This is a genomic window from Bacteroides oleiciplenus YIT 12058 (genome assembly GCF_000315485.1).
In the GTDB taxonomy this organism is placed as follows: Bacteria; Bacteroidota; Bacteroidia; order Bacteroidales; family Bacteroidaceae; genus Bacteroides; species Bacteroides oleiciplenus.
The window spans coordinates 979,190-1,000,842 of record NZ_JH992940.1; the positions used below are offsets into that span (position 1 = coordinate 979,190).

At 38.4% G+C, this 21,653-nt stretch carries 20 protein-coding genes; 5 read left to right on the forward strand and 15 right to left on the reverse strand.

The window, feature by feature from the left end; genetic code table 11:
• Positions 1 to 49 precede the first annotated feature (49 nt).
• The 7 genes from HMPREF9447_RS04250 to HMPREF9447_RS04280 form a co-directional block, all read right to left on the reverse strand.
• The gene (locus tag HMPREF9447_RS04250) at positions 50 to 1,057 is read right to left on the reverse strand and encodes a glycosyltransferase (protein ID WP_009128403.1); all 1,008 of its coding nucleotides are present in this window, start codon (positions 1,055 to 1,057) and stop codon (positions 50 to 52) included.
• Positions 1,058 to 1,068: 11 nt separating this feature from the next.
• Complete coding sequence (locus HMPREF9447_RS04255; protein WP_009128404.1) at positions 1,069 to 2,340, reverse strand: nucleotide sugar dehydrogenase; 1,272 nt, start codon at positions 2,338 to 2,340, stop codon at positions 1,069 to 1,071.
• Between the two features lie 5 nt (positions 2,341 to 2,345).
• Entirely contained in the window at positions 2,346 to 3,479 is a 1,134-nt protein-coding gene (locus HMPREF9447_RS04260) for a polysaccharide pyruvyl transferase family protein (protein ID WP_009128405.1), read from the reverse strand.
• 16 nt (positions 3,480 to 3,495) lie between these two features.
• Positions 3,496 to 4,914 (reverse strand): lipopolysaccharide biosynthesis protein, encoded by a 1,419-nt coding sequence (locus HMPREF9447_RS04265; protein WP_009128406.1) that lies wholly within the window; start codon positions 4,912 to 4,914, stop codon positions 3,496 to 3,498.
• 3 nt (positions 4,915 to 4,917) lie between these two features.
• The gene (locus HMPREF9447_RS04270; protein ID WP_009128407.1) at positions 4,918 to 6,111 is read right to left on the reverse strand and encodes a Coenzyme F420 hydrogenase/dehydrogenase, beta subunit C-terminal domain; all 1,194 of its coding nucleotides are present in this window, start codon (positions 6,109 to 6,111) and stop codon (positions 4,918 to 4,920) included.
• Positions 6,112 to 6,778: 667 nt separating this feature from the next.
• Positions 6,779 to 7,267: a UpxZ family transcription anti-terminator antagonist gene (locus HMPREF9447_RS04275; RefSeq protein ID WP_009128409.1), complete on the reverse strand. Its 489-nt coding sequence runs from the start codon at positions 7,265 to 7,267 to the stop codon at positions 6,779 to 6,781.
• A gap of 55 nt (positions 7,268 to 7,322) precedes the next feature.
• Positions 7,323 to 7,859: a UpxY family transcription antiterminator gene (locus HMPREF9447_RS04280; RefSeq protein WP_009128410.1), complete on the reverse strand. Its 537-nt coding sequence runs from the start codon at positions 7,857 to 7,859 to the stop codon at positions 7,323 to 7,325.
• A 701-nt stretch (positions 7,860 to 8,560) separates the two neighbouring features.
• Between HMPREF9447_RS04280 and HMPREF9447_RS04285 the strand changes: the two genes are divergently transcribed.
• From HMPREF9447_RS04285 to ispE, 4 genes are all read left to right on the forward strand, one after another.
• Entirely contained in the window at positions 8,561 to 8,860 is a 300-nt protein-coding gene (locus HMPREF9447_RS04285) for a hypothetical protein (protein ID WP_009128411.1), read from the forward strand.
• 180 nt (positions 8,861 to 9,040) lie between these two features.
• The gene (locus tag HMPREF9447_RS04290) at positions 9,041 to 9,406 is read left to right on the forward strand and encodes an SH3 beta-barrel fold-containing protein (protein WP_009128412.1); all 366 of its coding nucleotides are present in this window, start codon (positions 9,041 to 9,043) and stop codon (positions 9,404 to 9,406) included.
• Positions 9,407 to 9,433: 27 nt separating this feature from the next.
• Entirely contained in the window at positions 9,434 to 10,132 is a 699-nt protein-coding gene (locus HMPREF9447_RS04295; RefSeq protein WP_009128413.1) for a DUF4373 domain-containing protein, read from the forward strand.
• A 223-nt stretch (positions 10,133 to 10,355) separates the two neighbouring features.
• Positions 10,356 to 11,186, forward strand: coding sequence for a 4-(cytidine 5'-diphospho)-2-C-methyl-D-erythritol kinase (gene ispE, locus HMPREF9447_RS04300; RefSeq protein WP_009128414.1), 831 nt, complete (start codon positions 10,356 to 10,358; stop codon positions 11,184 to 11,186).
• Between the two features lie 303 nt (positions 11,187 to 11,489).
• On the opposite strand, the gene galE is transcribed toward ispE, so the two are convergent.
• The 8 genes from galE to HMPREF9447_RS04340 form a co-directional block, all read right to left on the reverse strand.
• On the reverse strand, positions 11,490 to 12,524 hold the full coding sequence (galE, locus tag HMPREF9447_RS04305) for a UDP-glucose 4-epimerase GalE (protein ID WP_009128415.1): 1,035 nt from the start codon (positions 12,522 to 12,524) through the stop codon (positions 11,490 to 11,492).
• Positions 12,525 to 12,677: 153 nt separating this feature from the next.
• Positions 12,678 to 13,256: an electron transport complex subunit RsxA gene (rsxA, locus tag HMPREF9447_RS04310; protein WP_007217954.1), complete on the reverse strand. Its 579-nt coding sequence runs from the start codon at positions 13,254 to 13,256 to the stop codon at positions 12,678 to 12,680.
• Positions 13,257 to 13,334: 78 nt separating this feature from the next.
• Positions 13,335 to 13,919, reverse strand: coding sequence for an electron transport complex subunit RsxE (gene rsxE / locus HMPREF9447_RS04315; protein WP_044137435.1), 585 nt, complete (start codon positions 13,917 to 13,919; stop codon positions 13,335 to 13,337).
• Between the two features lie 17 nt (positions 13,920 to 13,936).
• A complete protein-coding gene (locus HMPREF9447_RS04320; protein ID WP_009128420.1) occupies positions 13,937 to 14,599 on the reverse strand; it encodes an RnfABCDGE type electron transport complex subunit G in 663 nt (220 codons plus the stop codon).
• The gene (locus HMPREF9447_RS04325; RefSeq protein ID WP_009128421.1) at positions 14,596 to 15,588 is read right to left on the reverse strand and encodes an RnfABCDGE type electron transport complex subunit D; all 993 of its coding nucleotides are present in this window, start codon (positions 15,586 to 15,588) and stop codon (positions 14,596 to 14,598) included. Before HMPREF9447_RS04325 ends, HMPREF9447_RS04320 begins: the two co-directional genes overlap by 4 nt.
• A gap of 6 nt (positions 15,589 to 15,594) precedes the next feature.
• Entirely contained in the window at positions 15,595 to 16,932 is a 1,338-nt protein-coding gene (gene rsxC, locus HMPREF9447_RS04330; RefSeq protein ID WP_009128423.1) for an electron transport complex subunit RsxC, read from the reverse strand.
• A 38-nt stretch (positions 16,933 to 16,970) separates the two neighbouring features.
• The gene (locus tag HMPREF9447_RS04335; protein ID WP_009128425.1) at positions 16,971 to 17,876 is read right to left on the reverse strand and encodes a Fe-S cluster domain-containing protein; all 906 of its coding nucleotides are present in this window, start codon (positions 17,874 to 17,876) and stop codon (positions 16,971 to 16,973) included.
• A 42-nt stretch (positions 17,877 to 17,918) separates the two neighbouring features.
• Complete coding sequence (locus HMPREF9447_RS04340; protein ID WP_009128427.1) at positions 17,919 to 18,338, reverse strand: SoxR reducing system RseC family protein; 420 nt, start codon at positions 18,336 to 18,338, stop codon at positions 17,919 to 17,921.
• Positions 18,339 to 18,866: 528 nt separating this feature from the next.
• Here HMPREF9447_RS04340 and HMPREF9447_RS04345 point away from each other — a divergent pair.
• On the forward strand, positions 18,867 to 21,527 hold the full coding sequence (locus HMPREF9447_RS04345) for a T9SS type A sorting domain-containing protein (protein ID WP_009128429.1): 2,661 nt from the start codon (positions 18,867 to 18,869) through the stop codon (positions 21,525 to 21,527).
• The last annotated feature ends 126 nt before the right edge of the window (positions 21,528 to 21,653 follow it).

Genomic DNA, 21,653 nt, shown 5'->3' on the forward strand with positions numbered 1-21,653 from the left:
CATCAGTGTCCATTTTATTATAAACAATCAAGAACACAGAAAATCATCATTACATCAAAGATTTATAAACATTAACATGCTTATCAACTATTACTTCCCATGCAAATTGTTTTTTAATAATACTAAACAAAGATTTATCAATTGGCATAGAATATGCTTTCTGCACCGCATTTTTTATATTCTCAGGATTTGAGACATCTACACTTACACAATGTTCATTAAATCCCCACTCTTGTACTGGCAATACAGAAGTAGCAACCAGATTAGCCCCACTTGCACCTCCTTCTATTAGCGCATTACCAAAGATTTCATTATGTGACACAAGGCATACAACTCTAGCACATTTATATAAATCAAAATACTCTTTAGATTCATTTGACATCCACCCATGAAAATGAATATTACCATACTCTTTTGCCGCATCTTTACATTTAGTATAGTATGAGTTATCATAAGGCGATGATCCTCCTATAAAGTGTAGCTGGTAGTCTGTACCTCTCAAAGCCCGAATTAGATTTAATTGGTTTTTATTTGAATCAAAACGTCCTACACAAAGTACAATATCTTTCGATACAGACATGTCATTTTCAAAATTGTCAAGAATTTGTTGATTAACCCCGTTAGGTATTACTACAATTTTACTTTTACTAATATTATAATTATTAATTATAAAATTTGCTTCTATAGAAGTCTCTACTATAATTGAATCTGCCAACTTAAGAGATTGATATATAAGCGAATAAAGCGAAGAAATCTTCAAATACTTTTTCAACAAAAGTGCAATTTTTATTTTTAAAGGTTCTATTTGTGGAATTACAGCGGAAATCACCACTTTTTTTCCTAAATCCTTCGCAAATTTGATTTGTGCACAATTATCCACAGTCAATTTTACAATGTGAAGTATATCATAATCTGCCAACTTATCATTCCACTTATCAAATAGTTTAGTGGTTATATCCGGAGTTTGAAAGTATTGATGATACATTTGAACCTTCATTGGAACACCTCCTCCTATATGTTGAAATGAATTATTATAGCTATCTAATAGTATCTTCATTTACAACAATATTAGAGGCGTCCATCAACAATTTTACGAGGAAGAATACCCTTCACATCATAAATTACACTAGCTTCTCTAACAAGAGACTTTACATCGAGCTCAAGGAACTCCTGGTGAGCAACACCAAGAATAACAACATCATATTTTTCCTCATTTGAAAGAACATTAATCACATCAATGCCATACTCATACTTTACAGAATCAGCATTCACCCATGGGTCATAAACAGTAATATTGTTTGAGTATTCTATAAGAGTCGTGTAGATATCAACAATCTTAGTATTACGGATATCAGGACAATTTTCTTTAAATGTAATACCCAAAAGAAGTATTTTAGCATCTTTCACAAGAACACCTTTCTTATTCATCAATTTGATTACTTGATGAGCGACATACTCACCCATACCATCGTTTAAGCGACGTGCTGATGACATTATTCGTGGAAACACGCCATAGACCTGCGCTTTTTGAATCAAATAGTAAGGGTCAACACTAATACAGTGCCCACCAACGAGACCAGGACTTAATTTTATAAAGTTCCATTTGGAAGCAGATGCCTCAATTACATCATGAGTATCAATACCCATAGCATTAAAAATTTTTGCTAATTCATTCATAAAAGCAATATTCACATCACGCTGTGAATTCTCAATAATCTTACTTGCTTCTGCAACCTTAATTGAAGGTGCCTTATGTGTACCATTAACCAATACCGAGCTATAAACACCATCTACAATATCAGCAATCTCTGGGGTAGAACCAGAAGTCACCTTCTTAATTTTATCTACAGTATGAAATTTGTCACCTGGATTGATACGTTCAGGAGAATAACCTGCAAAGAAATCAATATTAAACTTCAGCCCTGAAACTTTTTCAATAACTGGCAAACACTCTTCCTCTGTTACGCCAGGGTAAACTGTAGATTCATAAACAACAATATCACCCTTTCTGATAACCTTACCAATAGTGTCACTTGCACCCCAAAGAGGTCTTAAATCTGGACGATTATTCTCATCTACTGGAGTAGGAACTGCAACCACATAGAAATTGCAGTCATGGATATCATCCAAATTGGTTGTACATTTGAAATTATGATTCTTAATGGCATCTTGAAGAAGTTCATCTGACACTTCAAGGGTAGTATCATGACCAGCCATCAGCGCATCTACACGCATCTGATTCATATCGAATCCAATAGTTGGATACTTTGTTGAAAACAAACGGGCAAGTGGAAGACCTACGTAACCCAAACCTATAACGGCAATCTTAATGTCTTGCATAATTATCATTTGATTATACTATTCAAATATTTTTTTGATGAATTTATTAATTCGCTTAAGTTCGCTTCCACTAATGAGTAGTTAATCTCTGGAATAGTAATAAACGACTCAATATCTTGATATAAATTCTCAATGCCAGCTTTTGCTAGGATGTTATATATTCTGTTCTCATTTTGTTTCCAGATATTTCCTTTTTCACGTCTCAACACTATAAAAGGTTTTTGCATAATCATTGAGAACACTACTCCATGAAATGTATTTGTTATAACATAAGTAGCATTCATATACATTTGTACAAAATCTCTCGGGCCATATAAAGACGTACCACTAACTTGCAATTCGTCACAATATTCTGGAGTTGTCATTGGAATGTATCGAATTGGAATGCCTTTTTCTTTAGAAATTTTGTTTAGCTTTAACCGTATTTCTTTAGAAAGGCCTCCGAACATATATACAAGTATATACCTTTCATTAGTGATGGTGAGACTTAATAGACTTTTCCAATCACCTTTAGAGAGAAGTAGCGTAGGGTCCACCGTCTGTATTGCATTTCGACCACTGACCCTCTTGACATATTCAACGCCTTCACTTTCACGGCAGGCAATCTTGTTAAATTCATCAAATCTTTTTTTATACTCAGCATCATCAGTTGATGTTAAATTCTGCGTTCCTGTAAGACTAGCAGCATACGATAAACGTTTTCTTACCGGTGTAAATTGCAAAAAAAAGACATTCATGTCTTGTCCAATCTTTGTCCACACCATATCACTTCCTACTATTATACCATCATAATCAGATTCTATATTTTTCAAATCATTAAATGAAAATAGAGTCTTTGATGACAGCCTCATATACTTCTTCCGAAAATCTGAGAATAGTTGCTTTTTACATCTACTGGAGTATAATGCACATTTAAGAAGCGAAATATTATAATTTATAGAATTCAACAATTTTAATTTAGTGTAAACACGAGAAAAAAGTGAAAAATGCTGATTTGGCATTCCAGCACATTGCTCATGATAATCTAATATTTCTACTTGACAACCAATTTTTCTTATACTCTCTTGCAATGCATAAGCCTGCAATGCAGCTCCATAATTCACGACATCATGAAATGTTAAGATACCGATTTTTTTCATTTTATAAATAAAATATCTACACCTTTTTCATCTTATTAACCAACAGACACAATCCCTCATACTTAAATATATACATAAGCAAAAGATACACAGTCACTGCTCCTAATATTTGAAATAAGAGAGAAATGATCAAAGGCAATTCAATTAAACAGAGAAATTTGACAGTTATAGCTTCTATTGTACAGAATATAAGCACAGGCGCTATATCTTTTATCTGTGAAAGTACTTTATAATCAATATTTTTTCCTGAGTAATGCAAATAAACTGGTATATAAATAATTGATATAATTACTTCTCCCCAGACTAAAGCATCTATACTTATTCGTATTGTAAACACTATAATAATTAGATCAACTATTTTTCTGATTGTTTGTAATTGAAGAACTTTCTTACTATTTCCAAATCCATATAATAATTGAATATTTGTTGTTGTAATAATCCATGATGAATAATAAATGCACATTAACTGAAGAAACGGCACACACGGCAACCATTTATCTGTTAATAAAACCTCTATTATAGTCGGTGCAGAAATAGCTAACAATGTCAATATAGGGAAAATTAAAGTCGATGACAATACAATAGATTGCCTAGTTAGATTTCTTAGCAGTGGCTTGTTTTCATTGTTCCTCGAGAATACAGGTAAAAGAACAGCCATTAATGAACCATTGATACTTCTTATAACTAAATTAGGAAATTGCTTACCTCTACTATAAAAAGATAACGTAGCAGGGCTATAAAATTTACCTATTAGAATAGTTCTAATTTCGAAAAAGAGCTCATCTACAATATTCGTCAGAAATACTTTCCAACCAAAATCGAGTACTTCTCTAAGACTTTTAAGACTGAATTGTAATTTCGGATACCATTTGACTATTACTCCCAATGTAATAGCGGTCAACACACTATTTATTAATACCTCAATAACCAATGTCCAAACTCCAAATTCATTTATTGCTAATATTATAGCGATTGTACCTGCAATTATAGTAGAAGTAATTGTTGAAATAAACACCTTTTTAAACTGAAGATTTCTCCTAAGAATAGAATATAAAATCGAACTATATGAATTTGGAAAAATGCAAATAAGAATAATTCTTAATAAATTTTCAAGAATAGGAATGTTAAAAAAATCTGCCAACATCCCAGAAAATACAAAAATTAACACATATATTACAGTAGCAAGTAAAAGTGAGAAATAGTATACAGAATTATATTTCTTCTCATCTACATGTTTCTGTTGAACCAATGCCACAGCTATTCCATTCTGAATAAATACATCGACAAGAGATATAAATATCGAACAGATTGCAATAGCACCGAAATCTTCAGGAGCGAGCAGACGCGCTAAAAACAATTGAAGTATAAATCTACTGCCAATTACACCATACTGCTCTACAGCCTTCCAAATAGCATTATTCAAAACAACCCCCATGTTTTATTTTCTTTTGAAGATTAATATAACATGTTTAAAAATAGGAGGTATTATTAAGCTAATACGTAATTTAAAGTAATCCATGATACTTTGCTGTGGAACATATCTTAAATAATCCAATTTTGACATTGAAAAAACTTTTTTCAAAATAGAGTCTCTGTCAACCGGCTTACTTGAAGGTATACTCAATTGTTTATTACATTGCTGTTCACGCTCTATATCTAAAGGGATATATTCAAAATATTTATTGGCTCCACCATTCCAAATATCTTGTGCTTTTTTATTATTTATAAGAATTATCGATGTAGATTCATTTAAATGAAAACCAGGATATTCCCTTCTACTATCACAATCACCAATAGTAAAATCTCCAATTCTATTGATTTGTGCGAAAGGGCAGCTGTAACACGCATATCGAAAAGACAAACCTAAAAGAAACAGATGGAAATACTGATCTTGATGATAATTTCTCGCAAGCTGAATACCTCTTTTCTTTTTTATAGAAAAAAGAAAAGAGCTTACAGAAGGAAAAAAGGAGTGTTTCCTTCTAAAACTTATATTTTTAATATTCTCTTTATTATTAACAATATTCTTAATATGATAATCTAAAAGTTTAGAGCTTGGCACACCATGGCAGACAATATCTACAGTTATCAAATTACAATAATCTTTTCTTAAATAAAGTTTTAATCCACTAATTTGACAAGGAGTTCCTGAAAATAAAACATTCGACCTTCGCTTCAAAACTTGCTCAACCTCCTTATAAGTATTTCCGATTTCACTCTGAACGTACTTACTATTTTGGAGTTTAACTAAATCTTTTATATTATTTACCGATATATGTCTTACAATTTGGTCTTGATCAAATGCAGCCCCAAACACAACCCCTTTAAGCTCCTTAATAACATAGGTAGCTAACCCCAAAAAAGCACCTCCAGATGCACTTTTTTGCCGACTCGATAATTTACAAAGAGAATTATAATGAATTCCCTTCGCTGATTCATATAAAAGAGGTTTATTTGCTGCAGTACAAACTTTTAAGCATTTTCCACATTGAATACAAACATCCTCATTATTAGCTATCTCTGGATACAAAAAACCTTCAAAGTCTGGATTCATAGAAATTATTCCCTTCGGACAAGCCTGAGAACAAGCGCCACACCCAAAGCAATTTTCCTTTTCAATCTGGTCTATCATATACCATATCTTATCAATAAGCCTTCACCACCTTTCATTCTTCAACGTAGAAAAATAAATAGTTACCTAGTACAATAATAACTAAAAGCTCTATTCCAACAGTTCTTGTACACCATAGGATGATACAACCATCTCATTACCAAACAATTCATCGACTCTTAATGGCACTCCAACTTGACAAGCAAGCTATTTCTGCTTCACTAACAACAACAGTAGATTAGGATTAAGCCTACATCGTATTGGCGAAATTAAATAGTTAATTGAATATATATTGAAAGCTGTACATATTATTTATATATAGCAAATTAATAATGAATAAGTTATTAATCGCAATCCATTTTATGAAAATTTTGTATACAATATTCACTAAATTTCTCGATATCTTGCAGTCATTGACAGATAATTTAGTAAACGAACAAGGAAATGTGTCCCTAGACGCGGTAGTATAATCATCCAAGTTTCCGGATTTAAAGCCAAAACTAATGAACTTATCAATATAGGCGCAGTGAACCTTCACTATTTTTCAAATAACAACAATAGTTGAGCTATGAGAAATATACAGAAAGCTTATTACCCAAATCATTGGGGAAAGTTAGCATACCTGCTATTAACCAATTTTTCACCAGCCGAAAATTATAAAATAATTATATAAATCATCAGCCGACTTTCATTCGTCAATATATTCCCACGGATAAGGATTATCCACCACATTCTGAAACTCCACAATAGCTTCCTGTTGATCAGATGTAAGTGTTGCAGAATCCCAAGAAGCGATAATGACACGACCTTCATCAACCAAAGAATCATCGAATACTTCACCATAACAAGCAGTAAGCAGACGAAGTTTCAACAATGAGACTGGAAGAACAGCAAGAATGTCCCAACAACGATTCAATATTTCCTGAACATGTTTCTGCTTCTCACCATGATCAATGAACGAAGCACTATAGCCCATCAGCAGTGCAAGACAGACATTTGCCTGTTCTTCAGTAGTAGAACCTTCGGCACCAGAGTTATACAAAGTCGTAGTCAAGCGATAAACTTCGCCGTTACGACGGGACAGGTCATCACTATAGACCGGACTCCCGTCCATACCTAAATACATCAGTTCGTGCGCTGCACGCTGAAGAGCAAATGTTTCTTCGGAAAGAGTCATAACTATTTATGATTTCAAATTTATGATTTATCGACCATCAAATGATAGCTGTCAATTATTCGATTACGTCTATAAGATCGGGATGAATAGTGGCCATGGCAACAGCAATAACCCCTTGTATCTCAATGACCACGCGGCGATCGCGGGCACCTTTCACTTTCAGGAAAATACCTTCCTGGCCTTCGAATTCACCACCTGTAACACGGACCTTAGTACCTTTAGATAAGTTCAGTTCATCAGGTTGGAAGTACATAAGATGGTCATTATAAGTACCAGCTACGGCAATAAAACGCTGCATCTGACTATCAGGAACTATAATTTTCTCTCCACTACGAGTATCGGTAATATATTGCAAGTAGGTGACCTGAGACTTGACACGCTTCACTTCGGAAGGGCGGGCATGAACAAAAACCAGATTATGGATAATAGGTACCAAAGCACGGATTTTTTTCCCTTTCTTCACGCTTATCTTGTATTGCATGGGGATGAAACAGCCCAACTTTTCTTTTTCAAGTAGACGCATGGCATCGGACTCTCTACGGTAAGTGGCACGCATAGCATACCATATTTCATTCTCTTTCTCCGTTTCCATTCTATGATTATTTCAGAAAAGGGTGTTCCCCCGGGGCTTTGAACCCCTTGCATACACTTGAAATTCAATCACTTGCGAACACTTTATGTAAAATAGGGCAAGCTTTGTGCTCCTCTTGCCAATAGATTTGCTGTAATCACTCATACCTTACAGGTAAAAGTCTATAAACGAACGAATTAGAAGAAAACAAGCGTCTTTTAATCGTTCGTTTAATGGGCGTCAAGATTTAGAAAAAATAGTTGATAAGAAAAAGAATAAAAGGAATGGATATTAACTTATATTTTCATTGCTATTTTATCTCTTATAATCAGATAGTTAGTATCCTTTTTATCTGATTTTAAAAAGATTTTTTATCAAACATTTTGTCATTCAAAAAAACACCTCTATCTTTGCGCCCATTAAACGAACGATTCTTGAACGCCCATCAAATCATCATATATAAATTTAATCTACAGCTATTTATACCCAATCAACCATCGTATTTATTTCACTTTATCCCCCTTCATTGTCATATCTAAATTTTAATTTCTACTTTTGCGACATTTTTTTAACTGTAAATATCAGTTAAATTCAGAATTAAAATTTATGCAATATGAAAGATTTAAAAAAAAGAAAGGTCAAGTAGTCTTGATGCAAAGAACGAGTCTCATCAAGTTGAGAATCAGAGTACAAGCTGTATCAGAACAGTAAGTAAAGTTAGTATGGTCGATGAGGATTTATTGTCTGAACGCTATTATGCAGGTATAAAAACCCATCTATGTGTAGGAGCTCTAAGAAGCTTCAAATTAGGCTATTTTAAAGGTCAAAATATTAATAACATAAGCGATTTAGGAATGCATTTGTACAAATCGGGGGATGCGCTAAAACACGAAAAAGGAGAAGATACACAACTGGAACTAAGCAGTTTAATGACAGAACTAAGAAAGATTTGGGCAGTGATACAAAAGGAAGATACCGAACACATAGATCCATACGGATATGATGTAAGAATAAATCATTGATAGTTTACTCCAAAGAAAGGGCATAACTTTGCCCCCGTCAACCTGAATGTGGAAGGGCTACACCCTTTCAACCGGATGGTGTAGCCCTAAACATAAAAGGGTGTAGCTATCCGAAGCAAAGGGTGTAGCCATCACAGAAGGTTGATTATTAAGCTTTTATGAACAACTAAAATTATTAAAATGAAGAAGCAAACGTTGGGTCACCAACCAAATCATGTAACGAAAGAAGAAAGAGTAGAAAGTCTATGGAAAAAACTTATCAGGCAGGAAATCGATTTATCAGATGAAACTATCGCATGGATGACACGACGCATCCTGCAGTTGACAGACTACATGGCATACGGATGTGCACTGATAGCCTACAGAAAACAGAATGGGGAATTCTATATGGCAAGAGGAACACTTGTGTATTATGAAGCCCACTTCCACCGAAAGTATGACATTGAACATATCCGAAACCACGTAGTATACTGGGATATAGAACAACAGGGATGGAGAACGTTCCAGATTGAGAACTTCCTGGAATGGAAACCGGTGGTAAATTAAAAATTGAGAATTGAAAAATAAGAGATTATGGACTCATATTTGATACATGACGCCAATGCAGGCAATAACTTTAAAATTATGATGATGATACAGAAAGAAGGGATGAAAGGATATGGTATCTACTGGATGATACTGGAGTTTCTGAGAATACAGGAGGGATACAAAGCTGACTTGAGAGTGCTGCCTATCCTGGCACAAAAGATGAGAGTGACAGTAGCTACTTTGAAGCGATTCATTTACGAGTCGGGACTCTTTAGAGTGGACGACACAACCTTCTCATCACCCGGACTCACCCGGCGCATGGGCCCACTGGAAGCCAAGCGCGAAGCCAACAGAGAGTCGGGCAGACGTGGAGGACTGGCTAACCAACAGAAAATCAGGCAAGGCATGCCAAGCGACGCTTTAGCTATAAATAAAACTAATAAGATAAATAACTCCCCCTCTATATCTCCCCAAGGGGAGACTGAGAAGAATGAGGAGATTCTTCTGGTTCCTCCGGAGTATGCACTCAACAAACAGACGCATAACTATGAAGGGCTGATGGAAGAATTGAAGCGGCAAAAAGTGACTGTCGTCAAAGAAATCAATGCCATCCTCAGACTGACGGATTTCGGTAAACTGAAAGGAAAGATTTGGAAGATCCTATATGACATCAACAACTCACCACAAATGAAAGCAAGAATTGTGATGCCGGGAAAATATATTCTGAAGTTATTGCAAAACTAAAAGCTGGTCAGACAAAAGAGTTCAAAAAGGTTACTTCTCCCCCGGAAGTAACCTCTTTTGTACTTTTTCCTGTTAAAGTTGCAATACAAGCCGATTGCTTTCTACCCTAAACAAATCCTCGCGCAATTTGCTTTCCGCTTTAAACAAATTCGTATATTTGCTACACAATGTACGACAAGCGTGGATCGCTTGTATCAAAAACAAGTAAAAAAACATTTTTATCATGATAACATTTCCGAATGCCAAAATAAATCTGGGACTGAACATCGTAGAAAAGCGTCCCGACGGATATCATAATCTGGAAACGATATTCTATCCGGTTCCTGTAGAAGATGCCTTGGAAGTCAACATTCTGAATGAAGGCAATGAGAAGTTCCGTTTGCACCAGGCAGGATTAGAAATTGAAGGAGAAGCAGAAAACAACCTCGTGGTAAAGGCTTATAAGCTTTTAGACGCAGAGTTCAACCTGCCGCCTGTAGATATTCATCTGTTTAAGCACATTCCTTCCGGTGCAGGCTTAGGTGGCGGATCATCTGATGCTGCCTATATGCTGAAATTATTGAATGAGAAGTTCAATCTGGAACTGACGAATGAAACCTTAGAAGAATATGCCGCCAGATTGGGAGCAGATTGCGCCTTTTTCATTCGGAATACTCCAACGTATGCCGAAGGAATAGGAAATATCTTCTCTCCTATCTCTTTATCCCTGAAAGGCTATCAGATTGTTCTAGTAAAACCGGATATTTTTGTTTCCACTCGCGAAGCTTTTGCGCAGATAAAACCGCATCGCCAGCCAGTCCCGTTGAAGGAAGTGATAAAGTATCCCATGAAAGAATGGAGGGAACTGATGGTAAATGACTTCGAAGAAAGCGTATTCCCTCAATTTCCGGGCATCAAAGAGATTAAAGAGAAGCTATATAGGCAAGGAGCTATATACGCGGCAATGACAGGCTCCGGCTCATCTGTATTTGGTTTGTTCAAACCGGAAGATACAAAAACAGCGGAAGAAGATTTCGGGGAAAAAGCATTTGTATATCGGGGCGTACTGAAATAGCAGACAGACAAACTTTGCGTATACCATCAAAGAGGCTGATTCCAAGCCTCTTTTTTTGTTCACCAATGAACAAAAAAATAAGCCCTGTCTCCCGACAAGGCTTATTCACAACACAAACACAAAATAAAACACGACAAAACTACTATGCAATCTTACCTGTCTATGCCGGGGAGGCATAAGTACTAGTTACGGATATTCACATATACATAAACAGCGTCAGGCTGATTTGCAATTTATAAACAAATGCGGGGAAGCATTTGTTCATGACCTATTTGTTAATAAAAACAAAAATCTCTTTTTTGCTTATTGAATTCCTCTTTCGCGAAGCTTCAATTGCCAGTTCCAGGCAGAGAGCAACGTATCTTCGATGGTTTCAACAGCCGTCCAACCCAACTCTTCATTTGCGAATTTCGGATCGGCCCATACCTTTTCAATATCTCCCGCGCGACGACCGACAATCTGATAATTCAGCTTCACTCCGGTTGCCTTTTCGAAAGCATTGATTAATTCCAATACTGAAAGACCGCGTCCCGTTCCGATGTTGAACACTTCCACTGTTTCTTTCTGCTTCTTTTCCAAGATGCGGCGGATAGCGATCACATGTGCTTTTGCCAAATCGACTACATTAATGAAGTCGCGTATGCAAGAGCCGTCGGGCGTATCATAATCATCACCGAACACGCTCAGTTTCTCACGGATACCGATAGCGGTCTGGGTCAGATAAGGTATCAAGTTTTGAGGCACGCCATTGGGCAACTCACCAAGCAATGCTGTAGGATGCGCACCAATCGGATTGAAATAGCGCAGCAAAATTGCATTGATAGGAGCACCTGAAGCCACAGTATCGCGAACAATTTCTTCATTGATCTGCTTCGTATTACCGTAAGGAGATTCCGCTTTCTTAATCGGGGCATTCTCCGTTACCGGCAATTCGTCCGGCTGACCGTAAACTGTACAAGAAGATGAGAACACAATACCTTCCACTCCGTGCTTCGGCATCAGTTCGAGAAGGTTAATCAATGAAACCAGATTGTTGCGATAATAAAGCAACGGTTTCTGAACCGACTCGCCTACAGCCTTACTGGCTGCAAAGTGGATGATAGCTTTAATGCCTTTATATTTAGTAAACACAGCGTCAAGACCGGCGAAATCCAAGCAATCCAATTTTTCGAATGCTGGGCGAATACCCGATACTTTTTCGATGTTATCAACGACATCGGCGCTGGAGTTTGATAAATTATCTATTATCACTACTTCATAACCTGCGTTTTGAAGCTCAACTACAGTATGTGAACCAATATAACCGGTTCCACCTGTAACTAAAATTTTTTCTTTCATCAGTGATTTATTCTTATTAGGTTATCATTGTTTGTGGGGGCAAATTTAAGGAAATTTATTTAGATAAAAAGAAAAAAGTGTGTTTTTTTTTAGTTTAAAAAAGAAAGGGGTAGAATTTCTTCTACCCCTCACCCACATTGAATGTTCTATTTTTCAGATTTTCACCACACCGGAAAAGCCCATGAAAGCCATAGCCAGAAGGCCTGCCGTGATTAAAGCAATCGGAGTTCCTTTCATTCCTTTAGGGATATTCACCAAACTCATCTGCTCGCGCAAACCGGCAAAAAGAGTCAGTGCCAGACCAAAACCAATAGCAGTAGAGAATGCATAAACCACACCGGTCAGCAGGTCATAATCTTTTTGGATAACGAGAATAGTCACACCCAGAATACAGCAGTTAGTTGTAATCAAAGGTAAGAAAACACCCAAAGCCTGATACAGGGAAGGTGATACTTTTTTCAGAATGATTTCCACCATCTGAACCAATGCAGCAATCACTAGAATGAAGGTGATAGTCTGCAAGTAACCTAAATCGAAAGCATCGAGCACAAATTTCTGAATAAGGAACGTTACGATAGTGGCGATAGTGAGCACGAATGCCACAGCAGCCGACATACCCAACGCTGTTTCCACTTTCTTGGATACACCGAGGAACGGACAGATACCCAGGAACTGCGACAACACGATGTTGTTGACAAAGATTGCCGAGATAAATATTAATATATATTCCATACTTTTCAAAATTAAGAATTAAAAATTAAAAATTAAAAGTAGTTGCTACTCTCATCTCTAATTTTTAATTTTTCATTATTAATTCTTTTTCAAGCTGTTAATCAATGCAATCAGATAACCCAATGCGATGAAAGCACCTGGAGCAAGCACAAACACCAGCATACCGTATTCTTCGGGAAGAATGGTCAGGTCGAAGATTTTACCTGTGCCCAGGAACTCACGTACAGCACCCAGCAGCGTCAGGGCAATGGTGAAACCAAGGCCCATGCCTAAACCATCGAACAAAGAAGCAACCGGACCATTCTTGGCAGCAAAAGCCTCGGCACGCCCCAATACGATACAGTTTACTACAATCAGGGGGATAAACAGACCCAACGTTGCATACAATGCCGGAACAAAAGCCTGCATAACCATTTGCAACAGCGTCACGAAAGAAGCGATTACCACGATGAAAGCCGGAATACGTACCATATCGGGGATAAGATTCTTAATCAGAGAGATCACCACATTGGAACAAATGAGCACGAACATGGTGGCCAGGCCCATACCCATACCATTAATGGCGGAAGAGGTCGTACCCAACGTGGGACACATACCAAGCAGGAGCACAAATATAGGATTCTCTTTAATGATCCCATTCATCATAACTTTAAAATTATTCATATCTTCTACTCCTTTCTTTATTTAGCGCTGATAGAGTCCGTAGCCTCAGTGGCTGCGTTTTCAGCAGGTTCAACAACTTTTTGTGTGGCGCCCGTAGCGGCATCAGATACATTCTGACCGGCATAAGCGGCATAAGCAGCATTCACGGCATTCAGGAAAGCACGTGAAGTAATAGTAGAGGCCGTAATGGCATCCACCTGGCCACCGTCTTTAGTCACAGACAAAGGAGTCTTACCCGGATTCATGCCTTTGATGCTTCCTTTATTGCCTTCTTTAAACCAGTCGGCAGCTTTAGAGCCCAATCCCGGAGTTTCCACATGCGACAACAGGGAATAATCTATAATGTTTCCTTCCGCATCAAAGCCTACCAGCACTTTCAGCTCACCACCGAATGCCATTGCACCGGCTTCCACGGCAGCACCGATAAACTCTCCGCCTTTCGTAGCAGGATACACGGCATATTCCACATCATTCACCATCTGCATCTTCTTGTCTGCAATCGGGTCGTTATCAAAACCGGGAACCACCGCACTGACTGCATCACTCAATGTCTTTGCATTGGCTTGCGCAATGGGTTCTTTAGTCAATTCATTTACATATGCCAGCAATGCCACGGAGATAGCAGTAACGCCCGTGAGTACCAGCAACATATTCTTCAAGGATGATTCTAACTTTTTCATTTCTTCTTCGCTACCTCCCCAAAGCGTTTAGGTTTACAATATGTATTAATCAGCGGAGTGAAGGCGTTCATAATCAGGATAGCGAATGACATACCTTCGGGATAAGCTCCGAACAAACGGATAATCACCGTCAGCAGACCGATGCAAACACCATAAATCAACATCCCCTTCTTGCTCATCGGAGAAGTAACATAGTCTGTAGCCATAAAAATAGCACCCAGCATCAGACCGCCGGTAAGCAACTGAAGCACCGGAGAAACATAAAGTTCCGGATCTACCAGATGCATAATGCCGGAGAATATGAACACCGTAGCCAATATAGAAATAGGAATATGCCAGGTGATGATTTTCTTCCAGAGCATATAAGCCAATCCCAGCAACAAAGCCAACGCACTTACTTCACCAAGACAACCGCCATTGTTACCAATCAGCAAGTCGAAAGAAGAAGGCAGGTCTTTCAGAGCTTCTATATTTCCACCGGCCACCTGTTTCATCAGGTTAAGTGGTGTAGCTGCCGTTGTAGCATCTGCATATGCAGTCAACTGGCCTACAACCGGCCAACTCGTCATCTGCACAGGGAAAGAGAGCAACAGGAACACACGGCCTGCCAATGCAGGATTAAACGGGTTGTTACCCAATCCACCGAAAGACATCTTGCCGACGCCAATAGCAAACAGTGCGCCAAGAATAATAATCCAGATGGGCAGATTGGAAGGTAAATTGAATGCCAGCAACACACCTGTAATCACGGCAGAACCGTCGCAAATGGTTGTGGTTTCTTTCTTCATCAGGTATTTGCCGATAGCCCATTCGAAGAACAAACAGGCAGCCACCGAAGTAGCCGTGACAATCAGTGCACCCAGTCCGAAGAAATAGAGTGATACGAGAAATGCAGGAATCAATGCAATGAGCACGCCATACATATTCTTCTTCACGCTGTCGCCACTGTGAACGTGGGGCGAAAGTGATATTACTAATTTTTTTTCCATACTTCGTTATTTTTTAGCTTGACGTGCACGGATGATCGCTCCTACCTTGCCTTTACCCAGACGGCAGTAGTCCAGCAACGGACGGCTGGCAGGACAGGTGAACTGGCAAGAACCGCACTCGATACAATCCATAATTCTTTCTTTCTCCATTCTCTCGAATTCCGCGTGTTCGGCAAGTGCCGACAGCAAATAAGGCTCCAACCCCATCGGACAAGCACCCACACACTTCGCACAACGGATACAGGGTTGAATTTCACCACGCTTAGCCTCCTTCTGATTCATAATCAGAATACCGGAACTACCTTTGGCAGTCGGCACATCCGTATTTACCAGTGCTTTACCCATCATCGGACCACCGCCGATAATCTTACCCGTATCTTCGGGCAGGCCACCGCAAGCATCAATCAACTGCTTCATCGGCGTACCAATACGTGCCAGGAAGTTGGAAGGTTTTGCCACTGATTTACCGGTCACAGTAATCACACGCTCAAACAATGGCTTATTTTTCTGTACAGCCTGATAGACAGCAAATGCAGTACCTACATTCTGTACCACTGCACCCGTAGAGATGGGCAGTGCACCACTTCCCACCTGACGGTTGGTAATAGCATCGATCAGCTGCTTTTCACCTCCTTGCGGATATTGCACTTTCAAAGCTACCACCTCGATACCTGCATAGCTGGATGCCACTTTCGTCATCAACTGGATAGCATCAGGCTTATTATTTTCGATACCGATAAATGCCTTATTCACCTTTACTGCCTTCATCAGGATAGATACACCCACCATAATTTCTTCAGCGTGCTCCAGCATCAGCTGGTGGTCGGCAGTCAGATAAGGTTCGCACTCCACGGCATTGATAATGACACACTCGGCCTTGAATGCAGGCGGCGGACAGAGTTTCACCTGAGTAGGGAAACATGCACCACCCAAGCCCACGATACCGGCATCGGCAATCTTTTTCACAATTTCTTCTGAGGTAAGGGTACATTCCTTCACCAATGTTTCAGTGCGGTCAATGCTTTCTTCCCATTCATCACCGTCTACATCAATAAAGATAGCAGGTTTCGGATAACCACTGGCATCGATAACCGTATCGATTTTAGCAACCTTTCCGCTGACAGACGAGTGAATGGCTGCGGATACGAAACCACCGGCTTCGGCAATCTTTGTGCCGACTTTCACCACATCTCCTTTAGCCACAACTGGTTTTGCAGGCGCACCGATATGCTGTCCCAGCAGAATCACAGCTTTGGCAGGAACTTCTGCCTTGATGATGGGCTGATGTGCTGAAAGTTTATTTTCGTGTGGATGAACACCACCGATTGAAAATGTCTTCAACATACAATTCTGTATTTTTAGTCGTTTATTTACTTCTATTATTATGCCTCTGCCTGAGGAGTTTCAGCTTTCACCGCAGGAGCTACTTTGGGAGCAGCAGCCGGAGCGGCATCTTCTGCCTTCGGCTTGCGCGGCGGGAAATTGAGTGCGATAATCGTGTTCTGTGGACAAGCCTCTTCGCACTTACGACATGATTTACATTTAATCGGGTCGATATAAGCCAGATTGTTCTCCAGCGTAATGGCCTCGAACGGACAAACTTTCACACATTTGCCACAGCCGATACAAGCAACCGTACAAGCCTTGCGTGCTATGCCGCCCTTGTCTTTGTTTACACACTGCACATAGATACGACGTGACTTCTTGCCTTGCGGACGAATTTCGATAATGTTCTTCGGGCAAGCCTTGACGCAAGCCGCACAAGCCGTACACTTAGCTTCGTCCACTTCCGGAAGCCCTGTTTCGGGATTCATGTGGATAGCATCGAACTGGCAGGCTTCTACACAGTCGCCACAACCCAGACATCCAAAACTACAACCAGTTTCGCCACCATAAAGAGAAGCTGCAATAGCACAACTCTTTGCACCATCGTACATATTGGTACGAGGACGGTTGGCGCAGGTTCCGTTACATCTCACCACTGCAACCATCGGTTCAGCAGCGGTAGCATCCAAACCAAGGATTTCAGCAATTTGCGTCATAACAGGTTGCCCGCCTACCGGACAGAACTTGCCATCCAGCGAACCTGCCTTTACACAAGCATCGGCAAAACCGCTGCAACCCGGATAACCACATCCACCGCAATTTGCTTGAGGCAACACCTCTCCTACCTGTGCAATTCGCGGATCTTCATACACGGCAAATTTCTTGGAAGCGATATACAAGATAGCGGCTGAAACCAGCGCTATGGCTCCCAATGAAATCACTGCAATCAGAATTACATTCATAAATTAGTTATTTATTTAATTATTCATTTTAATGTATTATAGTCAGTCTATCGGCTTTATTGAGAAAGAGAATTTCTTTCCCATACGTGTTTTATTCAGCCATAATATATAATAATAAGGTATAAGGAGCACCAACGAACAAAGCGCGGAGCGAAGTTCGTCATTCCAGATAGCCATGAATATAAAGAGGGAAATAACCAGAACACAGAAAGGTATTACAAAAGCCAGCAACACTGCCATCATTCCCATGGAGAGTTCTCCAAAGACGATAACCCGGTCTCCGGGGTGATAGGAAGATGCATCGCCGGTGGTCACGTCGATTAATTTTTCTTTGGTATCAGCCGATGCGCAATGTCCCTTAGCGCTACATGCCGCACAAGCTGACGTTTGGACAATCCTCACCTTCACATGAGAACCATTTATGTTTTCCACAATACCTTGATGTTTTATAATATCTGCCATTTTGCAAACTGTGCATTACAAATTGCGGCAAATTTACGCATTATTTGTGAACTGCAAGGCATTCGCCTGTTTTTTTATGTGTACGCCAACGTACTTTTTCCCGTTTTAACTATTTTTCCTCACTTTTTTCATAGAAAAAGACAGGAAAAGCAATTTTTAAACACAGATTAGCGTATCAATTTGCACCATAATTCTAAACGAAATCAAGAAACTGTTTATCTATACAAATAGATAAAGAAAGCTTTGACGAGTAGAAGATAGCAAAATGACACTATAGCATATCTAAATGAAACCATTTGTATATCCCGCAAGTAACGTTTTATATCTTCCAACAAAGAATATACACTTAATCCTTATTTTCACAAGCTTAGTCTCCATTTTTACTGTTTATCCAACATTAAGGATAGAACAGATTTCAGTTGTAATAAACAAATGTATACCTTCGTTTCCCAAAACACTCTTAGAATGAATACTCCAGTTTGAAGTAAGGAACAAAACAGCATATAAAACATTAAAATTATAATGACAATGAAATCAGCTATCTTTTTATCGGCATTGGTATTTTTCTTTTTCGGGTCTTTGCAAGGCCTTGCACAAACATCCCACAAAAATAGTACCTCATATTTTGAAAAGGGACAGAATAATGTAAAACCACCTTCTAAAGAAAAAAATGTACTGACACGTTCATCAGACACGCAATTTAATTTTGTAGGAAGTTGGTGTGCCATTTCTGAAATCGGTTTTGACGGAGATGAGGTTATAAATGATATTTATTCAACAGGCCAATGCATGGTTTGGTTCAACGAAGATGGCACCTATGTGGTCAGCAATTATCGGGATCATGATATATTTCTACGGCGCTGGTGGTATTTAGGTGACAATATAATTGGAGATAGCGATGGCTTTGTAATGTCTCTAATTTCTTATGAAAACGGGATATTTACAGGACATATCATAAATACAGAGGAAAAAGGGTATTCTAGTACTGTAGTCATGAAAAGGGATAATAAACTCAGTTTAAGTATAGGGAAAGGCTTTGGATATCTTAAGGATAATGAGACTAAATATATTGTCGGAGCTTCTGCAGATGGCGAAACTCAGCTTCGGATTGACGTGAAAAGTATAGTTGATAATTATGCAGCTTATGATGTTACTTTTTCATCAGATTATGGAAACACAGAAGAAATATGCGGAACAGTTAATGACTTCAAGAAAACAGGAGAAAGTACAGCAGAGTTTCTTTATACAGTTCCTAAAGAATTTCCTGCCGAAGATAGGGTAATCTATACGGTAAATATGAAATTAACACTTTATGATGCCAACCGAAAAGCCCTGACTTATGGAGAACTTCCGATTAAAATAGTCCGTCCACCTGTATTATGTGTGCATGGATTGAATGACAAAGGAACTTGCTTTGCCTCATTTACCAGTTATTTGTATGGAAGTGGTTGCTATTTCCCATTCCAATTGTATCGTTCAGACTATCATCCTACAAGCTGTATGGAATTTAGTACAAACCAAAGTGTCGTACCAAGAGATTTGAAAAAACTATTTCTGAATTGCTATCAACAAGGAATTATTGCTTCGAAAGCAGATATTGTGGGACATAGTATGGGTGGATTGCTCAGCAGAATGTATATACAGAATACTTCCCAGAAAGGAGTAAATCGCTTAATAACCTTAAACACTCCTCATTTCGGTTCCCAAGGAGCCTGTCTGATTGTAAACGACTGTAAACCTTACGTATTTCAGGAATTAGGAGAGAAGATATTTGGAGAAGATTCAGGTGCAGTTAACGATTTGCAAGTAAATAGTATCGCGATGACAAATTTAGCCCGCTCTTCCAATCAATTGAAAGGAATCCCCATACACACAGTATGTACAGATTACACCTGTAACTCAAAAATAGATACCTATGGATCAATTCCTTTTATGGCCATTATTTATATATTATGCGATACTAGAGGAATGGTATTAAAACCTTTTATGATGAATGAGTTAGCAAGTTCAATATATAAAGGTCCTAGTGATTTTGTAGTTTCTTTGACAAGCCAGAAAGGAGGACTAAATAATAATCATACTTCAACATTTGAGGGGGACGATAATTATTACTGCCATGTACTTACTCCTAACATGCCTATTATACAAGCACACCTAAAATCTTTATTAACCAAACCTAATAATGAGCAAGCATTCAGCAAAAATGGATTGGTTTATAAAGTAGAACCTTATTTAGATGAAAAAGACATAAAAGCCATTTACGATAAAATTTCCTTATTCAATCTCAATAACAAAAATGTATCTGCTTCAACCACAACAAGATCATCGTCATCCATTCAAATAAAGAAGTGTGAACTTGATGATTCACGTCGTTTAAATGTGACATGTGAGACATCTTCTGATATAGAAAACTATGTTATCATCGCTATGATGGAAGACGGAACAGCCTTTATGAAAGATGAATTATCATTTCAGGAACCAATATCTCCTGAATACGGAGGTATAATTTCCATTTATGCCATGGCACATACAGCTTCCGGAGAAATAATTTCTGATGCAGCCAGTGTCAAGGCAAACCACATTTTAGATGAGACACAATATGAATATGCGGAATTTGAAAATGGAGATGCAGATGCATTATTAATATTCAAAGGTGAATCAGTCGCACCTCTATTGAATCTACAACGTACTGACGGCCAAAGTGAATTAATACTCCCCGATCAATATAACCTTCCTGATTTAGGTGAAAAGCCCAATAATTTTGTAGAGATCAAAGATGGACGTATATATGGAATATCAGAAGGATCTGGCATCCTGACCGGCATTGTATCTTCTTTCAGTGCAGAAATTCCTTATAAAGTAATAGATCCGTCTTCTATAGAACTCTCGGACGGTACAGAGACAGGAATAGAAATGACGCCTGACATAAGCAACAGAGACAAAGAAGGAGTTGTAAATTTCACTTTTTCGCCGGAAGCCAAGACCGGAAACGTTTCTTTTGCAAAGGCAGATTTGTCTACTATACTCATACAAATCTATGATATAAATGGAAAATTACAGAAATCATTTTTTATACAACAACCACAAAATGAAACTCTGATAAATTTAGATTTCCTGCCCTCCGGAATTTATATTATCAGATTTGCAGAAAAGACTTTTGATGAAACGTTCAAATTTATAATCCCATAATTTGCGCTCGTTTTCCTCAACATATTATATAGCTATTTTAAGGCTATCAAATCAGCATTAATACCCTTATAATACAAGTAAGGCTGCCTCCATAATAAAGAAGCAGCCTTACTTAACATATGTCTG